We start from the raw sequence: 15,381 nt of genomic DNA, 5'->3' as shown, positions 1-15,381 counted from the left end.
AGTGCAAAATGCGCGATTTTGCTAGGGACGGCGCGCGCAGCCCAGCGCCGCCGCGTCGATCGCGGTCGCGGCGCCGCGCAGCCGGTAGGAATCGCTGAAGCTGCGGCCGCGTTCATCACGACTCTGGATCGTCATGACCTGCGCGCTGCGCATCGCGGTCACGATCGCGGTGTCGGTGCGCGCGTCGGGCGCCCAGGCATCGGCTCCGCCGCCGACCAGCGCGAAGCGGCGATCCCCTACGCTCAGCACCGCCTGCGCGTCGGCAGCACGCGCGCGGCTCAGGCGCACATGGATCTGACCGCGCACGCCTTGCCCGGGCCAGTGCGACACGCTGGCAAAGGCGCGCCACGCGGCCCTGGTCGATTTGCGCAGCGGCTCGGCAATCGCATAGCAGCGCTGCGGCTGGTCGTCGCGAAACGCCCCCCAGCCATCGAAGGCGCCCAGAGAGGTTCGCGCGGCATATGCGGGCGTGCCGAGCAGCGCGCATATCGTCAGTGCGGCGCGCAGCCTCATGCCGGCGCGTGCCCGGTGCCTGTGCGGATCACCGTTTCGATGCCATTCTCGATCATCACCAGCGACCCCTGCGGTAGTCCCGGCGCGATCGGCGCACGATGTTCGCTGGTCGGGGGTGCGCCGGTCAACATACCCCGCAGCACACGGCTCGATATGCCGTGCATCAGGATCAGCCGGTCGCCGGGTTCGCCTGCGGTGTCGTCGAGCCAGCACTGCAGCCGCGCAGCAATGTCGTCATACCATTCGCCCCCGGGGGCCTGCTGGCTGAAAAGCCCCGTACGGCTGTCGAGGATGGGTCCGACGTCCTTCATGACGTCGTGATAATAGCGCCCGCCCCATGCGCCCATGCCGATCTCGACAAGCCGCGCATCAGTCCGCGCGGCGTGCCAGTCGAGCTCGAGATGCTCGGCGATCACCGCGAGCGTCTGGAGCGCGCGCCCGGTATCTGAGGCCCAGAGCGTCAATGCGGGCCGTGCGCCCAGAAAGGCGCGCAGCGCCTCTCCCATCGCTTCGGCTTGCGCAAAGCCCGCGCGCGTCAGCGGCGTGTGGGCGTGGTCGCCCTGCAGCCTGCGCGCCGTGTTGAACACCGTCTCGCCATGCCGCGCGATGAAATAGCGCCCCGATCCGCTCATATGCCGTCCATTCCCCGCCTGTTGCCGCATTGCAACACATTTCAGTTTTATGACGCGGTTTAGGTGAGGTTCAGGCGGCGACTGCCATCTGCACGCCGTCCCCCCGTTTCGGGGGATACGCAGTAAATGGAGTTGTGTATGCGTACTCTCGTTCTGGCCACGCTGCTCGCCAGCGCCGCCGCCACCCCCGCCATCGCCCAGGATGCCGCGCCCTTCACCGGACCGCGGGTCGAAGCGCTGGTCGGCTGGGATCGCGTGCAGGCCGACGGACACGACGACGATGTCGGTTACGGCATCGCCGCCGGCTATGACGCGCAGATCGGCAAGGCCGTCATCGGCGGCGAAGTCGAATATTCGGATTCGAACAACAAGACCTGCGATGACGGCGCCAAGACCGTCGCCGATCCGCGCCTCTGCCTCAAGGCGGGCCGCGATCTCTATGTCGGCGGCCGCGTCGGCACCACCGTTGGTGCCAACACGCTGCTCTACGCCAAGGCGGGCTACACCAATGCCGATGCCAAGTTCACCTCGGACGATGGCACCGACGAGACGACGCTCGCCAAGCAGCATCTCGACGGTGTGCGCGTCGGCGCGGGTGTCGAGCGCAAGCTGGGCAGCAAAGCCTATGTAAAGGGCGAATATCGCTATTCGAACTACGAACAGGGCGTCGAGCGCCATCAGGTGCTCGGCGGTGTCGGCATCCGCTTCTGAAGCGTCGCTGATCCGGTGTCGGGCCCGATATCCCTTTAACGCGGGCCCGGCCTCGCTTCGTCGCCCGGGGCAACTGGTGTCACCTTTCAGGACAGCATGATTCCGGTTTGTCCCGGGACGACGAAAAAGTTGGGGCCGGAGCCGCTTGCTCCGGCCCTTTTTCTTGTTAAGGATGGCGCTGAACCATTTGGGGGTGCGGCCGCGCCCCGTTCAACCAGATCCAAGAGTCCCCGGGGGTTAGGACATGAAGGCGACGATCGAACGCGCAACGCTCTTGAAGAGCCTCAGCCACGTGCAATCGGTGGTTGAGCGGCGCAACACCATCCCCATCCTCTCCAACGTGCTGCTGGAGGCAAGCGCGGACGGCGCGATCCGGCTGATGGCAACCGACCTCGACCTCCAGATCGTCGAGAGCGTAGCCGCCGCGGTCGACCAGGCGGGCGCGACGACGGTTTCGGCGCACACGCTGTTCGATATCGCGCGCAAGCTGCCTGAGGGCAGCCAGGTCGAGCTTGCAGCGTCCGAGGGCAAGATGCAGATCAATGCAGGCCGCGCGCGCTTCAACCTCGCGACGCTGCCGCGTGACGACTTCCCGGTGATCGCCGAGGGCGAGTTGCCGACGCGCTTCGAGCTGCCCGCCCAGACGCTCAGGCAGATCATCGACAAGACGCGCTTCGCGATCTCGACCGAAGAAACGCGCTATTACCTGAATGGCATCTTCCTGCACGTCTCGGACGAGACGCAGCCCGTGCTCAAGGCGGCCGCAACCGACGGCCACCGTCTTGCGCGCGTCACCGTGCCGCGTCCCGATGGCGCGGAGGGGATGCCCGACGTGATCGTGCCGCGCAAATGTGTCGCCGAACTGCGCAAGCTGCTCGACGAGGTCGACGGCTCGGTCGAGGTGTCGCTCTCGCCGACCAAGATCCGCTTCGGGCTGGGCACCGCGGTGCTCACCTCCAAGCTGATCGACGGCACCTTCCCTGACTACAGCCGCGTGATTCCGACGGGCAACGACAAGATGCTCAAGATCGACCCGCGGAGCTTCGAGGAGGGCGTCGATCGCGTCGCGACGATCGCCACCGAAAAGACGCGCGCGGTCAAGATGGCGCTCGAGCGCGACAAGATCACGCTTTCGGTCACCAGCCCCGAAAACGGCACCGCGGCCGAGGAAGTGCCCGGCGAATATGCCTCGGAAGGCTTCGAGATCGGCTTCAACGCGCGCTATCTGCTCGACATTCTTGGCCAGATCGAAGGCGATGCGGTCGAGGTCCACCTCGCCGACGCCGCCGCACCGACGCTGATCCGCGAGAACGACAAGGCACCGGCGCTCTACGTGCTGATGCCGATGCGGGTCTGATCTAGCTCCGCGGCGCGGCCGGGGCCTTGCAGCCGCGCTGCGCGCCTACCCCTTTGAGGAAGCCACGCCGCGCCAACCCCGCGGAAATCGCCTGATTGTAGCGCTGTTCGGCCTTGTTCGCCCCCGAAACCTCGCGGATCAGCCCTCGGCCGGGAATGAAGCCAAGTGCCACCTGACCCGCGGTGTTGACCGCCTTGGCGTCCGCCGATTGTCCCGGCGGTCGTGGCTCGTCAAAATCGGGCCCCAGCACGCCGTCGAGTTCGGCAACCGCGCTCGCAATCGCTTGGCAGCTTTGCGTGTTCGTGCGCGCATAGGGGCTGTTGCCGATCCTCTCGAGCACCGGGGGAATCTTCTTTTTCTGGATATTGGTGTCCTCAAGCGGCGCGCTCACGACCGATTTGGCTTCGTCGCCCGCTGTCTTAGGGTGGCCCTGCGGGTCGGCGGCAAGCGCCGGAACCGCGAGGCCCGCACTCAGGGCGAAAATGAAAGCAAAGCGTCGAGAAGGACATGGCATGGTGGCTCATCCTTTCGTTCTGGTGGCCAACTGTGCCACAGTTGTACTTAGAATCGCAACGATTTGCGGGGCCGCACCCGGGCATTTGAGCCGCGCGACGACTTGCCCTAGAAGGCGCGCGTGCCGCTCGCCCGTCTCTCGCTCACCAACTTCCGCTCCTATGCCGATGCGCTGCTCGTGCCGGGGCCGGATTTCGTCGTGCTCACGGGCGAAAATGGCGCAGGAAAGACCAATATCCTCGAAGCGATCTCGCTGCTGACGCCAGGGCGCGGGCTGAGGCGCGCGGCGCTTTCCGAGATGGCGCGCGATGGAGGACCGGGCGGCTTTGCGGTCGCGGCGCGATTGGGCGATGTCGATCTTGGCACCGGCACGACGGAACAGACGCCCGAGCGGCGCCAGGTGCGGATCAACGGCGTGCAGGCTGCCTCGACCGCGCTTTCCGAGTGGATCTCCATCCTCTGGCTCACCCCGTCGATGGACCGGCTGTTCATCGAGGGCGCGAGCGGGCGAAGACGTTTTCTCGACCGGCTGGTGCTCGCTCTCCACGCTGGGCACGCGGTCCACACTACGCGCTACGAAGCCGCGATGCGCGCGCGCACGAAGCTGCTCGGCGCAGGGGGGCGGCCTGATGCAGACTGGTTAGCCGCGCTCGAAGCCCAGATGACCGAGCATGGAATCGCGGTTGCCGAGGCGCGCATCGGGACCGTCGCAGCGCTCTCGGAAAGGCTTGCCGACGCGCCCGAAAGCGCCTTCGCGCGTGCCGGGCTGGCGCTTGACGGCTGGGCGGCGGGTGATCCGTCCGATTTCATCGCCGAACTCGCGCAGGGTCGCGCGCGCGATGCCGCCGCCGGGCGCGCGCTTGCCGGCCCCCACCGCAGCGACCTGCAGGTAACGCATCTCGGCAAGGCGCAGGCAGCCGAACGCTGCTCGACGGGTGAGCAGAAGGCGCTGCTGCTCGGAATCGTGCTGGCACATGCCGATCTGGTTGCGGAGCGGACGGGTGCGCGCCCGATCCTGTTGCTCGACGAGGTGGCGGCGCATCTTGATCCGTTGCGGCGTGCGGCGCTGTTCGACAGGCTTTCCGCGGCGGGCGGCCAGGTCTGGATGACGGGCACCGAGGACGCGCTTTTCGATGCGATCCCGGGCAGTTCCAGCCGCTTCAAAATTGCCGACGGGCGCATTATATAGCTGCAGTCTCCATGCCACTGGAACGCCGCTTTTGCTTGGGTTTTGCCAAGCCCTTCGCTATGGACCGATGATGAGCAACGAACCCGCACAGAATCCCAATTCCAATGAATATGGCGCCGATTCGATCAAGGTCCTCAAGGGCCTCGACGCGGTGCGCAAGCGGCCGGGCATGTATATCGGCGACACCGACGACGGTTCGGGCCTCCACCACATGGTGTTCGAGGTCTCGGACAACGCGATCGACGAAGCGCTGGCAGGGCATTGCGACCGGATTCTGATCCAATTGAACGCCGACGGCTCGGTCTCGGTCGAGGACAATGGCCGCGGCATCCCGACGGGCATCCATCCCGAGGAAGGCGTCTCGGCGGCCGAGGTCATCATGACCCAGCTTCACGCGGGCGGAAAGTTCGAGAACACCTCGGACGACAACGCCTACAAGGTCTCGGGCGGCCTGCACGGCGTCGGCGTGTCGGTGGTCAACGCGCTTTCGGAATGGCTCGACCTCACGATCTGGCGCGATGGCGAGGAGCATTACATGCGCTTCGCATTCGGCGATGCGGTTGCCCCCCTGAAGGTCGTCGGCCCGGCCAATGGCAAGAAGGGGACGCGCGTGACCTTCTTCCCGAGCCCCGCGACGTTCAAGATCACCGAATTCGACTTCGAGAAGCTCGAGCACCGCTATCGCGAGCTCGCCTTCCTCAATTCGGGCGTGCGGTTGATCCTCACCGATGCGCGGCACGAGGACAAGGTCGAGCACGAGCTCTATTACGAGGGCGGCATCGCGGCTTTCGTTAAGTATCTCGATCGGGCCAAGACCCCGCTCTTCCCCGATCCGATCGCGATCTCGAGCGAGCGTGACGGCATCGGTATCGATGTCTCGCTCGAATGGAACGACAGCTATTACGAAAACGTCCTCTGCTTCACCAATAACATCCCGCAGCGCGACGGTGGCACGCACCTGGCGGCGTTCCGCGCGGCGTTGACGCGCACGCTCAACAACTATGCCGAAAAGTCGGGGCTGTTGAAGAAGGAGAAGGTCTCGCTCACCGGCGACGACATGCGCGAGGGGCTGACCGCGATCGTCTCGGTCAAGCTGCCCGATCCCAAGTTCAGCTCGCAGACCAAGGACAAGCTCGTCTCGTCCGAGGTGCGCCAGCCGCTCGAAAGCCTGCTCGCCGACAAGATGGCCGAGTGGCTCGAGGAACATCCCGCCAATGCGCGATCGATCGTCGCCAAGATCATCGACGCCGCCGCAGCGCGCGAAGCCGCCAAGCGCGCGCGCGAACTGACGCGCCGCAAGGGCGTGATGGATATCGCCTCGCTGCCCGGCAAGCTCGCCGACTGCCAGGAACGCGATCCCAGCAAGTGCGAACTCTTTCTTGTCGAGGGCGATTCGGCAGGCGGCTCGGCCAAGCAGGGCCGCGACCGCAACATCCAGGCGATCCTGCCTTTGAAGGGCAAGATCCTCAACGTCGAGCGCGCGCGCTTCGACCGCATGCTCTCGTCGAAGGAAATCGGCACGCTGATCCAGGCGATGGGCACGGGCATTGGCCGCGACGACTTCAATCTGGATAAGCTCAGGTACCACAAGATCGTCATCATGACCGACGCCGACGTCGACGGCGCCCATATCCGCACGCTGCTGCTGACCTTCTTCTACCGGCAGATGCCGCAGATCATCGAGGCGGGGCATCTCTATATCGCGCAGCCGCCGCTCTACAAGGTCAGCCGCGGTCGCAGCGAGGTCTATGTCAAGGACGACGCGGCGCTCGACGACTATCTGGTCGATGCCGGGCTCTCCGCGATGGTGCTCGAATCGGCGGGCGGCGCGCGCGCGGGCGAGGATCTGCGCGGGCTCGTCGAGCATGCGCGGCGCATGCGCACGCTGATGCGCTATGTACCACGCCGTTACGATCCGGCGATCATCGAAGCGCTTGCGCTCGCCGGCGCGCTCGCGCCCGACCTGCCGGAAGCGAAACGCGAAGAGGCGATCACCAAGGTCGCCAAATGGCTCGAGGCCTCCGACAAGGAAGCGCGCTGGACGGCGAGCCTCAGCCGTGGCGGCTATGATCTCAACCGCCTGTGGCGCGGCGTCACCGACCATCACCATATCGAGGCCGCCTTCCTCGGCAGCGCCGAGGCGCGCAAGCTTCATGCGCTCGCCGCCGAGCAGGTCGATGCCTATGCCAGCGTCTCGCGTCTCATCGCCGCGGCAAAGGCAACCCAGGCAGCGCAGGATGTGGCAGCCGCAGAGGGTGAGGACGACATCCCTGCACCCGTCGCCGACGCCAAGGGCACGCTCGTCAGCCGCCCGTCCGAACTGCTCGACGCGATCCTCGCCTCGGGCCGGAAGGGCCTGTCGATCCAGCGCTACAAGGGGCTTGGCGAGATGAATGCCGAGCAGCTCTGGGAAACCACGCTCGATCCGCAGAACCGCTCGCTGCTCAAGGTCGAGGTCGCGCAGGCCGATGTCGCCGACGAGATCTTCACGCGCTTGATGGGCGACGTCGTCGAGCCGCGCCGCGAATTCATCCAGGAGAACGCGCTGAGCGTGGCCAACCTTGACGTTTAGTCGAACTGTTGTTTTTCAATGTTGCTTGCAGTGTTCTCAAGGAAGCTTGCAGTGCGTCTCAAGGAAGTATGCAGTTGGACGCTCTGAATGATTGCGAGACGCTGCATCCGGTCCGATTGGAGTGATACAAGAATGCGATTCTGGTACCGGATGGGTCCGGCGCTTTTGACGGCGTGGGGCAAGGGTGCTCTGATGGAACGGCGGCAATTGGTCGACGCTTAAGAACGCAAGAACAGGCTCAAAGTGCGGTAGCAACCTGCCGCTTCACGAGCACTCGGAACGGCCAGAATTGGGCCGAAAGCGGACTAGCAGCTACTGAAGCAACCCGTCGCAAAAGCCGCCGTCCAAGACCTAATCCGTTGTGACGATCCAGGTTCTCCAATATTAGCGGTATGGAAGTCTTTCCATAGGGAGGGGCTCGTCATGGATAATTTCAGCGCCATGCGCGCCTTTCGGCGCATCGTTGAGCTTGGCGGACTGGCCAGGGCCGCCGAAGATCTGGGATTGTCGCCGGCAGGCCTCAGCAAGCAGCTGCGCGCGCTGGAAGCCCATCTCGACACGGTGCTGTTGCAACGCACGACCCGCAGTATGAGCCTGACGGAAACCGGGCGCGCCTATTATGCGGATTGCTGCCGCATTCTCGATGATCTGGACGTGCTTGAAAAGGCGATCAGGCAGCAATCCCAGCGCGTCACGGGCAGGCTGAGGCTTAATGCGCCGCTCTCATTCACCCTCAGCATTCTCTCGCCGCTTCTTGCCGAGTTTCTGCGGGAATATCCGGATTTGCAGCTCGATCTGGTGATGGACGACCGGTTGATAGACGCCGTCGCGCATGGCTTTGACCTGACGATCCGGTCGCGTTCCAGTCTGGACGATTCCACGCTGATCGCCAGACGGCTTGCCACGGTCAAACAGTACCTGTGTGCGGCCCCTTCCTATCTTGAACAATATGGCGAACCCGCAACACCGGACGATCTGCGGCATCACAAGATCCTCACTTATAGCCTGGCACAAAAGCAGGATATGGTCCCCACACACGAAAATGCGGCATCCGTCAGCGAGCGAAGCCAGATCAGCAACAGCCTGCTGCTGCGCGACCTGCTCATCGCAGGACTGGGAATTGGCGCACTGCCTTCCTTCCTCGCAGATCCGGCGATCGAGCGCGGCGAGCTTCGGCGTATCCTGCCCGCCTTCATGGATGAGCCGCGCCATGTCTATGCGGTCTTTCCGACCAGCCGCCATCTTCAACCCAAGGTAAAGGCCTTCGTGGACTTTCTGGCGCGTCGCCTGCCTTCCGTCATGAATGACTACAGCTAGCCTCCGAAAGGCCGTACAATCTCGCTGCTGCCCACCGCTATTCGTGACCGGCAGCGAAAACTGTTCGTACCACGACGGGCTTATTCCCCGTCACACTGTCCTTATGATGATGTCCATCGAACAGATCGACTTCACAAAGGAAGACAACATGAAACTCTCGCGTACACTTCGCGTGGTCGGCCTGCTATTGCTCGGCAGCGCCAGCCTTTCAGCACAAATGGCCCATGCCCAGGGTGCCGCAAAGGCGCCCGTTGCCGCCAGCGGTCAGGAAGTCGGCACCAGCCCATGGGGCCCGGCCGATGAAATCGGCCGCCTCAACCTGATGACGCCGGAATCACGCGCCGCCATCCTGTCACGCATCAGGGGGGGCAAGGTCTATGACCTGGCGACGGAATATTATATCGGCATGCCAAGCTGGCAGGATGCGGGCGATCCGCATTACCAGTTCGGGATGACGCATACGCCGCGCGGCACCGAGGTCGATGACCCGATGGGCGTCGGCGAGGAAATGAATGCCGCCCGCAGCTACACGGGGGCGGCATTTTCGATGTACACCCACACCGGCACCCACATCGACGCGCTCAACCATTTCGGCATTCACGGCAAGATCTGGAACGGTTTTAAGGCCGACGAGCATCTGGGCGATCGCGGCTGGAAGCGCGCCGGCATCGAAAAATTCCCGCCAATTGTCGCCCGCGGCGTCCTGATCGATGTCGCGGCAGCCAAGGGCGTCGACATGCTGCCGGCCGGGTATCGGATCACCCGTCAGGACATCAAGGACGCGCTGGCACGCCAGAAATCCACCGTGCAGAAAGGCGACGTCGTCCTGATCCGCACCGGCCGGATGAAACTGTTCAACGACCCGCAAGCCTATATCGCAAACTTCCCCGGCATGGGGCTGGATGCGGCACGCTACCTCGTCGAGGAACGTGGCGCGATGGTGCTAGGCGCGGACAATCTGAGCTTCGAAGCCTTTCCTTCGGAAGTGCCCAACGACTATGTGCCGCTCCACACCTATCTGCTGGCGGAGCAGGGCGCTCCGATCATAGAATTGATCGCGCTCGATGAGCTGTCAAAGGACAAGGTATACGAGTTCGCGTTTATTGGCGGCCCGTTGAAACTCCGTGGCGGCGATGCAGCGCCTCTGCGTCCGGTGGCCATGCCGCTCAAGTAACACAAATAGCTGAATTATCACGGAAACAAAGGAGGCGCTTATGATCACGCGCAGCAATCCCGCGGTGGGCTACATGGCCGTTGCGGCCACGGCATCGCGCGCAATCGCACGCCTTGCGCGGATTACTCTCGGTCTGCTCAGGCAATGAGTGCGACTGCGGTCATCGCGTTGCGGCGGGTAGGGATTTGGTCCGTTGAGACTGAAGTCACCGATCGCCGGCGCGACGTGCCTCCAGTCGGACCTGTGAACGACTGTCCGCTATTCAGTCGTGACTGTGCTAAGCGTATGGCCGAATTTAAGGCGCTAGCTGTCATTAGTGCGCCGCCGCTACTAACGTTCGCTACCCACTGCGAGCCCTTTAGGTGAAGCGCTCGATGATCCCGCAAAGCCGATCACAGGATCTCGCGAGATGCTTGCCAGGAACGGTGGCTATGCCCAGCAACAGCCCTGATTGATTGAAATCCGGCGCGGCGTACCAAGGTGACAATGGCGCCGGTGCCATCCCAAACGCCAACGCTTCCCTGGCGATGGAGACGTCCGGCGTGCCGTCGGGCAGGTGCAGCAGCACCGCCAACCCCGCTACGGAGATGCCGGCAGCGGCGATGTGCGGCCGAAGGCAATCGAGCAAGGCGTCGCGCCGGGCGGAATAGGCGCGCTTGGTGCGCCGAAGATGGCGCATATAATGGCCTTCACGCATGAACGCAGCGGTCGCCAGCTGCACCGACGGTCCGGGCGGTGGCGCGAGGCACGCCGCAACCTCCGCGAAACGCGACAGGAGCGAAACGGGCGCGACGAGGAATCCGAGCCGCAAGGTGGGGCTGATCGTCTTGCTGAACGAGCCGATATGGATGACGCGACCGTCGCGATCGAGCGAGGCGAGTGCCGGCGCGGCCCGCCCCGTCAGCTGCAGTTCGCTCAGATAGTCGTCCTCGATCACCCACGCGCCTTGCTCCGAGGCCCAGTCGAGCAGTCGCAGACGGCGCTCCAGCGATAGCGTAAACCCGAGCGGCGCCTGTTGTCCCGGGGTCACGACTGCCAGCTTCGCATCGGGGCAGTGGCGCAGGCCATGATCGATGTCGATGCCGCTGGCGTCGACGGGTATCGGCGTAAGCGACAATCTTGCGAGTTCCAGGCCCCGCCTGGCGAACGGGAAGCCGGGATCCTCCATCCACGCTTTCTGTCCCTCAAGGCCAAGCACCCGGAGTGCCAGGCCGAGGCCGCCGCCATATCCCGCGGTGATCATGATCTGCGAGGGCGCGCATTCGATGCCGCGGGCGATGGCAAGATAGCCGGCGATTTCCCGCCGCAGCTCAAGTTCGCCGCGAGGGTCCGGATAGATGGGAGCGGCGCTCGCCTCGGCGCGAACGGCATGCGCGCGGATTCGCGCGAGCAGCGTCGCCGGAAATGTCTCGATCGCAGGGACCCCCATCTGGAAGATGGCGGGGCCCTGCGTCATCTCCTGATAGGTCTCCATGAACGAGCCGGGATCGGGCGGAGGCTCGGATCGTACGACCGCGCGGGGACGCTCCGCGACGCGCGTGCCGGCCGTCCGCGATGCCACGATGAGCTGCGCCGCGGACAGCTTTTCATAGGCCGTGCGCACGGTGCCGCGCGCGACGCCCAGCTGCACGGCAAGATCCTGCCAGGACGGCAGGCGCGCACCTGGCGCAAGCACGCCGCTCTCGATGGCGGCGCTGATGCCCTTTCGGATCTGTTCAGCGAGCGGCGTCTTCGTCGAACGGTCTAGGTTCAGCTGGAACGACCTAGTCATGCAGGCTGTAGTACATGATTCTTATGCGTTCTTGGTGCTTTTTTTTGACCTACGAAAGAGGCATCTTCCGGGGCGAAAGGAGAATACCCATGAAGATACGATCCCTCATCGCCGCGGCATGTGCCGCCCTTGCCCTTGGCACGGCTGCGCCCGTCTTTGCCCATGGTGACGAAGTCCATCAGGGCGACGAAACGGTGACGCCGAACTTCGACCAGGCGATACCCAACATTCCCGGAAAATCGCTCATTGCCCTGATCGTCGACTATCCGCCGGGCGGCACCTCGGTTCCGCATACCCACGCGAAATCGGCGTTCATCTACGCCTATGTCGTCTCCGGAGAAATCGAGTCGAAGGTCAACGACGGCGAGACGCGCGTCTACAAAGCGGGCGAGAGCTGGCACGAACCGCCCAACGCCAGCCATCCCATCAGCCGCAATGTGAGCAAGACCGAACCCGCCCGGCTACTCGCAGTGTTCGTCGTCGATACCGACGACAAGGAACTGACCACCCCGGTCAAGTAAAGCCTGAAGGAAAAGAACCGTGACCAAACGTCTCGACTACAACCAGATCGCCCCTAACGGCGCAAAAGCCCTTGGCGGCGTCTATGGCTATGTCCTGCAGAGCGGCCTTCCCGCCGAACTGGTTGAGCTTGTCTATCTGCGCATCTCGCAGATCAACAATTGCGCCTATTGCCTCGACATGCACACCCGCGATCTCGTCAAAAAGGGTGTGAAGATCGAAAAGCTCGCGCTGGTCCAGGCCTGGGCCGAGGCTGGCGATCTCTTCAGTGAGCGCGAGCGTGTCGCTCTCGCCTGGGCCGAAACGGTGACGCGCGTGGCCGAGACCGGCGTGCCCGATGAAGCCTTCGCGGCCGCGCGCAACGTCTTCGAGGAAAAGGAACTCGTCGATCTCACGATCGCGATCAGCCTGATGAACAGCTTCAACCGGATGGCGATCAGCTTCAGGAACACGCCACAGGCTGTACTCGAAAAGTAACACGCCAATCCCTTGCGCCGGTGCGCAAGCAAACCAAGGAATTTTCGTCATGAAGATATTTGTTGCTGGCGCCACCGGTGCGGTGGGCCTTCCGCTCGTGCGCGCGCTTTGCGCGCTCGGTCATCGAGTGACGGGCATGACGCGCACCGGCCCCGGGGTGGATCGCCTCGTCGAGCTCGGGGCCATGGCCTCCACCGCCAATGCCTTCGACCCGAAGGCGGTGCGCGATGCGATCGAGGCAGCGGCGCCGGACGTGGTGATCGACCAGCTGACCTGGCTTCCCGCCAATCCCGCCGACATCATCAGGTCCATGCCCGACGATACCCGGCTTCACCGCGAAGGTGGCGGCAATCTGCTCGCTGCGGCCCAGGAGCTGGGCGTCAAGCGCTACGTGCTGCAGTCGCGCGGCTTCTATCTCGATGCGCCCGCCGGGCAGCTCGCCGACGAGACCGCCAGGCTTCGCTATGACGCGCCCGGCGAGATCGGCGAGAGCACGCGCGCGATCGGCAAATATGAGGACGACGTGCTGGCGTCGCCGACGCTCGACGGCGTCGTCCTGCGCTACGGCTTCTTCTACGGGCCCGGCACATGGTACCGTCCGGACGGCGCCATCGCGGAACAGGTGCGCAAGCGCGAATCCGTAATCATCGGCGCCGGCAACGCCGTCTGGTCCTTCGTCCATATCGACGATGCGGTTGCCGCGACGGTGGCCGCGCTGACAGCAGAACCGGGGACATACAATGTCGTGGACGACGATCCGCTGCCCGTTTCGGAGTGGCTGCCGGCCTTCGCCCGCTGGGTCGATGCGCCGGAGCCGCCTCGCATCAGCGTCGAAGAGGCGCTGAAGGTCGCGAGCGACGAAGCGGTCTATTACCACACGAAGCTGACCGGTGCCTCCAACGCCCGCGCCAAGGCGATGCTCGACTTCGCGCCACGCCCGCTACTCTGGAAAAACGGCGCGGCCGTTGGGCCCGCGTCATCAGCAGCAATTCGGAAGGATGGCTGACGGGCCGTAAGCTGTCGGACAGGTGTCGAGAAGAGGGCTGAGAACGCGGCCGTTCGCCACGGCATTGCAAGCTGACCGTCCGCACTCCGCGCAAGACCGTGGAGGGTGGTACGGGGACGATGCAAGCGGGCCTCGAATGCAGCCGAAATCAGGCGTCGCGCAATGGATCACTTCACGGACACAACCAATGTCCGTTGTTGGCGCGAACGGCTTCCGAGGCGACCCGCATCGCGCTTCCACATTCCATGACTCTCGGTCGTATCTTGCCAAGCACGTTTCCGCCTGAACGGAAGGCAGTTTCCGGGAATGCGGAGTTGGTCACTGCACGACGACAACTGGGCGCTAACCTGCCGCCACCGGCAGGATGAACGAAAGGCAGGTATCAGGCGGCTCGATCGTTGCCTCGAACGGCCGAGATGGCGGCGGATGCTGTCACAGCGTGTCCGCTGGGCGGCAAATGTCCCGACGACGCACAATGCCGTGTTCCCGGCGCAGCTCCGTCAAACACCACGCCCGCCTCGGCCTCCTTCAGTATGCCGATGATCTGCACTTCCGAAAACTGCTTCCGCTTCAGTCGTCCGCCCGCCGACGGGCCGGACGCTAGCTCCAAATGGAGGAAAAACGGAGTTCACGTCACAAGGTGCTCGTACCGTCGAGCTGGCTTCGAGCCCGCGACTTGTCGGCATCGAACGGCACCCGGCCCCGGCACGCCTCACTGGGCTTCTTACCACTCTGTTTCAAGCGTCAGGTCGGCGACGCATTCCTTCAGGGCGCCGGCCTCACGACGCAGATCCTTCACCTCGTCGGTGGTGGCAGCACGGGCGGTATCGCCTGCCAGGCGGCGCTTGCCTTTCGCCATTCCCATGATCGCCCGGATCATGGGCGTGTGGCTCAATCCATGAACTCCTTCGACCAGGTGTAATACAGGCTCTGGGCGATGCCTTCCTTGCGGCACAGCTCGGCGATGCTGTCGTCGCCGCGCAGGCCTTCCAGCACGATCCGGATCTTGTCTTCCGCCGAGAAATGCCGCCGGGTCGCCCGCCGGATGTCCTTCACCACCTGCTCCGCTGGCTTTTTGGCGTTCGAGGATTTGGGTCTGACCTTCGTTCCTTCGTCACTACGACGAGACCCAAATCCTCCTTAAATCACAACCTCAAATCTGGGCCATTGGTGCTGACGGGGAACACCTGCGGGAAAGGATCGGGCACGGTGAGCACTGTCCCCGCCAGTCCCCCCGGCATATTGTCGTGGCGCCAGAGTTCGGTCGATCCGACAAGCAGGCGCGCACTTACCCTGGTGGACGGTGGCCCCGTCGCAAAAGCGGAATTCAATCAATTGTCGGATTCGTGGTCGATCTTCCCCAAAATGCATAGTCAATGGATGGCTAATCCTCGCGCGCGATCAGTTCGGTTCACGGAGGTTGACCAAGCGTGGCGAATGGGTACCGCTTTGACCATTGATACATTCGCCGAGCAGGGACCTTGAAACCTCGCGAGCCCAATGTCAGCTTCCCACCCCATAGCCGGTAGCGCCGAAACTTGATGAACCTATGACCGGTTGTCTAATCGCATGTCGTCGGTCAAGCGCGTCGAGGCATAGGGCTAGAGCAGCGCCGCCACGATCGTTGGCA

General features: G+C 64.0%; 13 protein-coding genes and 1 pseudogene. 9 read left to right on the top strand and 5 right to left on the bottom strand.

The window, feature by feature from the left end:
- Nucleotides 1-21: 21 nt before the first annotated feature.
- Together AC3WJD_RS04365 and AC3WJD_RS04360 are read right to left on the bottom strand one after the other, a co-directional pair.
- Nucleotides 22-513 (bottom strand): hypothetical protein, encoded by a 492-nt coding sequence (locus AC3WJD_RS04365; protein ID WP_492744870.1) that lies wholly within the window; start codon nt 511-513, stop codon nt 22-24.
- The gene (locus AC3WJD_RS04360) at nt 510-1,145 is read right to left on the bottom strand and encodes a histidine phosphatase family protein (protein ID WP_492744869.1); all 636 of its coding nucleotides are present in this window, start codon (nt 1,143-1,145) and stop codon (nt 510-512) included. The genes AC3WJD_RS04365 and AC3WJD_RS04360 overlap by 4 nt, the downstream gene beginning before the upstream one ends.
- A 138-nt stretch (nt 1,146-1,283) precedes the next feature.
- Between AC3WJD_RS04360 and AC3WJD_RS04355 the strand changes: the two genes are divergently transcribed.
- Together AC3WJD_RS04355 and dnaN are read left to right on the top strand one after the other, a co-directional pair.
- The gene (locus AC3WJD_RS04355) at nt 1,284-1,856 is read left to right on the top strand and encodes an outer membrane protein (RefSeq protein WP_492744867.1); all 573 of its coding nucleotides are present in this window, start codon (nt 1,284-1,286) and stop codon (nt 1,854-1,856) included.
- A gap of 244 nt (nt 1,857-2,100) precedes the next feature.
- A complete protein-coding gene (dnaN, locus tag AC3WJD_RS04350) occupies nt 2,101-3,213 on the top strand; it encodes a DNA polymerase III subunit beta (protein ID WP_492744865.1) in 1,113 nt (370 codons plus the stop codon).
- A gap of 1 nt (nt 3,214) precedes the next feature.
- Here the strand turns inward: dnaN and AC3WJD_RS04345 are convergent, their stop codons facing one another.
- Nucleotides 3,215-3,604 (bottom strand): hypothetical protein, encoded by a 390-nt coding sequence (locus tag AC3WJD_RS04345; protein ID WP_492744863.1) that lies wholly within the window; start codon nt 3,602-3,604, stop codon nt 3,215-3,217.
- Nucleotides 3,605-3,847: 243 nt separating this feature from the next.
- On the opposite strand from AC3WJD_RS04345, the gene recF reads away from it, so the two are divergent.
- From recF to AC3WJD_RS04325, 4 genes are all read left to right on the top strand, one after another.
- Entirely contained in the window at nt 3,848-4,915 is a 1,068-nt protein-coding gene (gene recF / locus AC3WJD_RS04340; RefSeq protein WP_492744862.1) for a DNA replication/repair protein RecF, read from the top strand.
- A 70-nt stretch (nt 4,916-4,985) separates the two neighbouring features.
- Complete coding sequence (gyrB, locus tag AC3WJD_RS04335; RefSeq protein WP_492744861.1) at nt 4,986-7,487, top strand: DNA topoisomerase (ATP-hydrolyzing) subunit B; 2,502 nt, start codon at nt 4,986-4,988, stop codon at nt 7,485-7,487.
- 423 nt (nt 7,488-7,910) lie between these two features.
- Nucleotides 7,911-8,804, top strand: a complete 894-nt coding sequence (locus tag AC3WJD_RS04330; protein WP_492744859.1) for a LysR family transcriptional regulator — start codon at nt 7,911-7,913, stop codon at nt 8,802-8,804.
- Between the two features lie 103 nt (nt 8,805-8,907).
- On the top strand, nt 8,908-9,978 hold the full coding sequence (locus AC3WJD_RS04325; protein ID WP_492744858.1) for a cyclase family protein: 1,071 nt from the start codon (nt 8,908-8,910) through the stop codon (nt 9,976-9,978).
- Between the two features lie 358 nt (nt 9,979-10,336).
- Here the strand turns inward: AC3WJD_RS04325 and pdxR are convergent, their stop codons facing one another.
- Nucleotides 10,337-11,749: a MocR-like pyridoxine biosynthesis transcription factor PdxR gene (gene pdxR / locus AC3WJD_RS04320; protein WP_492744856.1), complete on the bottom strand. Its 1,413-nt coding sequence runs from the start codon at nt 11,747-11,749 to the stop codon at nt 10,337-10,339.
- Nucleotides 11,750-11,838: 89 nt separating this feature from the next.
- On the opposite strand from pdxR, the gene AC3WJD_RS04315 reads away from it, so the two are divergent.
- Genes AC3WJD_RS04315 through AC3WJD_RS04305 form a run of 3 tightly spaced genes read left to right on the top strand, consistent with a single transcriptional unit; the run spans nt 11,839 to nt 13,751 of the window.
- Nucleotides 11,839-12,270: a cupin domain-containing protein gene (locus tag AC3WJD_RS04315; protein WP_492744854.1), complete on the top strand. Its 432-nt coding sequence runs from the start codon at nt 11,839-11,841 to the stop codon at nt 12,268-12,270.
- A gap of 19 nt (nt 12,271-12,289) precedes the next feature.
- Nucleotides 12,290-12,745 carry a carboxymuconolactone decarboxylase family protein gene (locus AC3WJD_RS04310; protein WP_492744852.1) on the top strand — a complete coding sequence of 152 codons (456 nt, stop codon included), beginning with the start codon at nt 12,290-12,292 and terminating at the stop codon, nt 12,743-12,745.
- A 49-nt stretch (nt 12,746-12,794) separates the two neighbouring features.
- Nucleotides 12,795-13,751, top strand: coding sequence for an NAD-dependent epimerase/dehydratase family protein (locus tag AC3WJD_RS04305; RefSeq protein ID WP_492744850.1), 957 nt, complete (start codon nt 12,795-12,797; stop codon nt 13,749-13,751).
- A gap of 736 nt (nt 13,752-14,487) precedes the next feature.
- Here the strand turns inward: AC3WJD_RS04305 and AC3WJD_RS04300 are convergent.
- A pseudogene (locus AC3WJD_RS04300) lies at nt 14,488-14,810 on the bottom strand (transposase); the annotation flags it as partial.
- Nucleotides 14,811-15,381: the final 571 nt, after the last annotated feature.

Source organism: Sphingobium sp. FW306-1B-F04DB (assembly GCF_058781925.1).
The sequence above is the reverse complement of the archived record's forward strand: the minus strand, read 5'-3'. Positions and strand labels throughout refer to the sequence as shown.

Coding starts and splice junctions, on each gene's coding strand:
- AC3WJD_RS04315 (WP_492744854.1), top strand. CDS start 11,839: ATGAAGATACGATCCCTCATCGCCGCGGCATGTGCCGCCCTTGCCCTT.
- AC3WJD_RS04330 (WP_492744859.1), top strand. CDS start 7,911: ATGGATAATTTCAGCGCCATGCGCGCCTTTCGGCGCATCGTTGAGCTT.
- pdxR (WP_492744856.1), bottom strand. CDS start 11,749: ATGACTAGGTCGTTCCAGCTGAACCTAGACCGTTCGACGAAGACGCCG.
- gyrB (WP_492744861.1), top strand. CDS start 4,986: ATGAGCAACGAACCCGCACAGAATCCCAATTCCAATGAATATGGCGCC.
- AC3WJD_RS04365 (WP_492744870.1), bottom strand. CDS start 513: ATGAGGCTGCGCGCCGCACTGACGATATGCGCGCTGCTCGGCACGCCC.
- AC3WJD_RS04360 (WP_492744869.1), bottom strand. CDS start 1,145: ATGAGCGGATCGGGGCGCTATTTCATCGCGCGGCATGGCGAGACGGTG.
- dnaN (WP_492744865.1), top strand. CDS start 2,101: ATGAAGGCGACGATCGAACGCGCAACGCTCTTGAAGAGCCTCAGCCAC.
- AC3WJD_RS04325 (WP_492744858.1), top strand. CDS start 8,908: ATGATGATGTCCATCGAACAGATCGACTTCACAAAGGAAGACAACATG.
- AC3WJD_RS04355 (WP_492744867.1), top strand. CDS start 1,284: ATGCGTACTCTCGTTCTGGCCACGCTGCTCGCCAGCGCCGCCGCCACC.
- AC3WJD_RS04305 (WP_492744850.1), top strand. CDS start 12,795: ATGAAGATATTTGTTGCTGGCGCCACCGGTGCGGTGGGCCTTCCGCTC.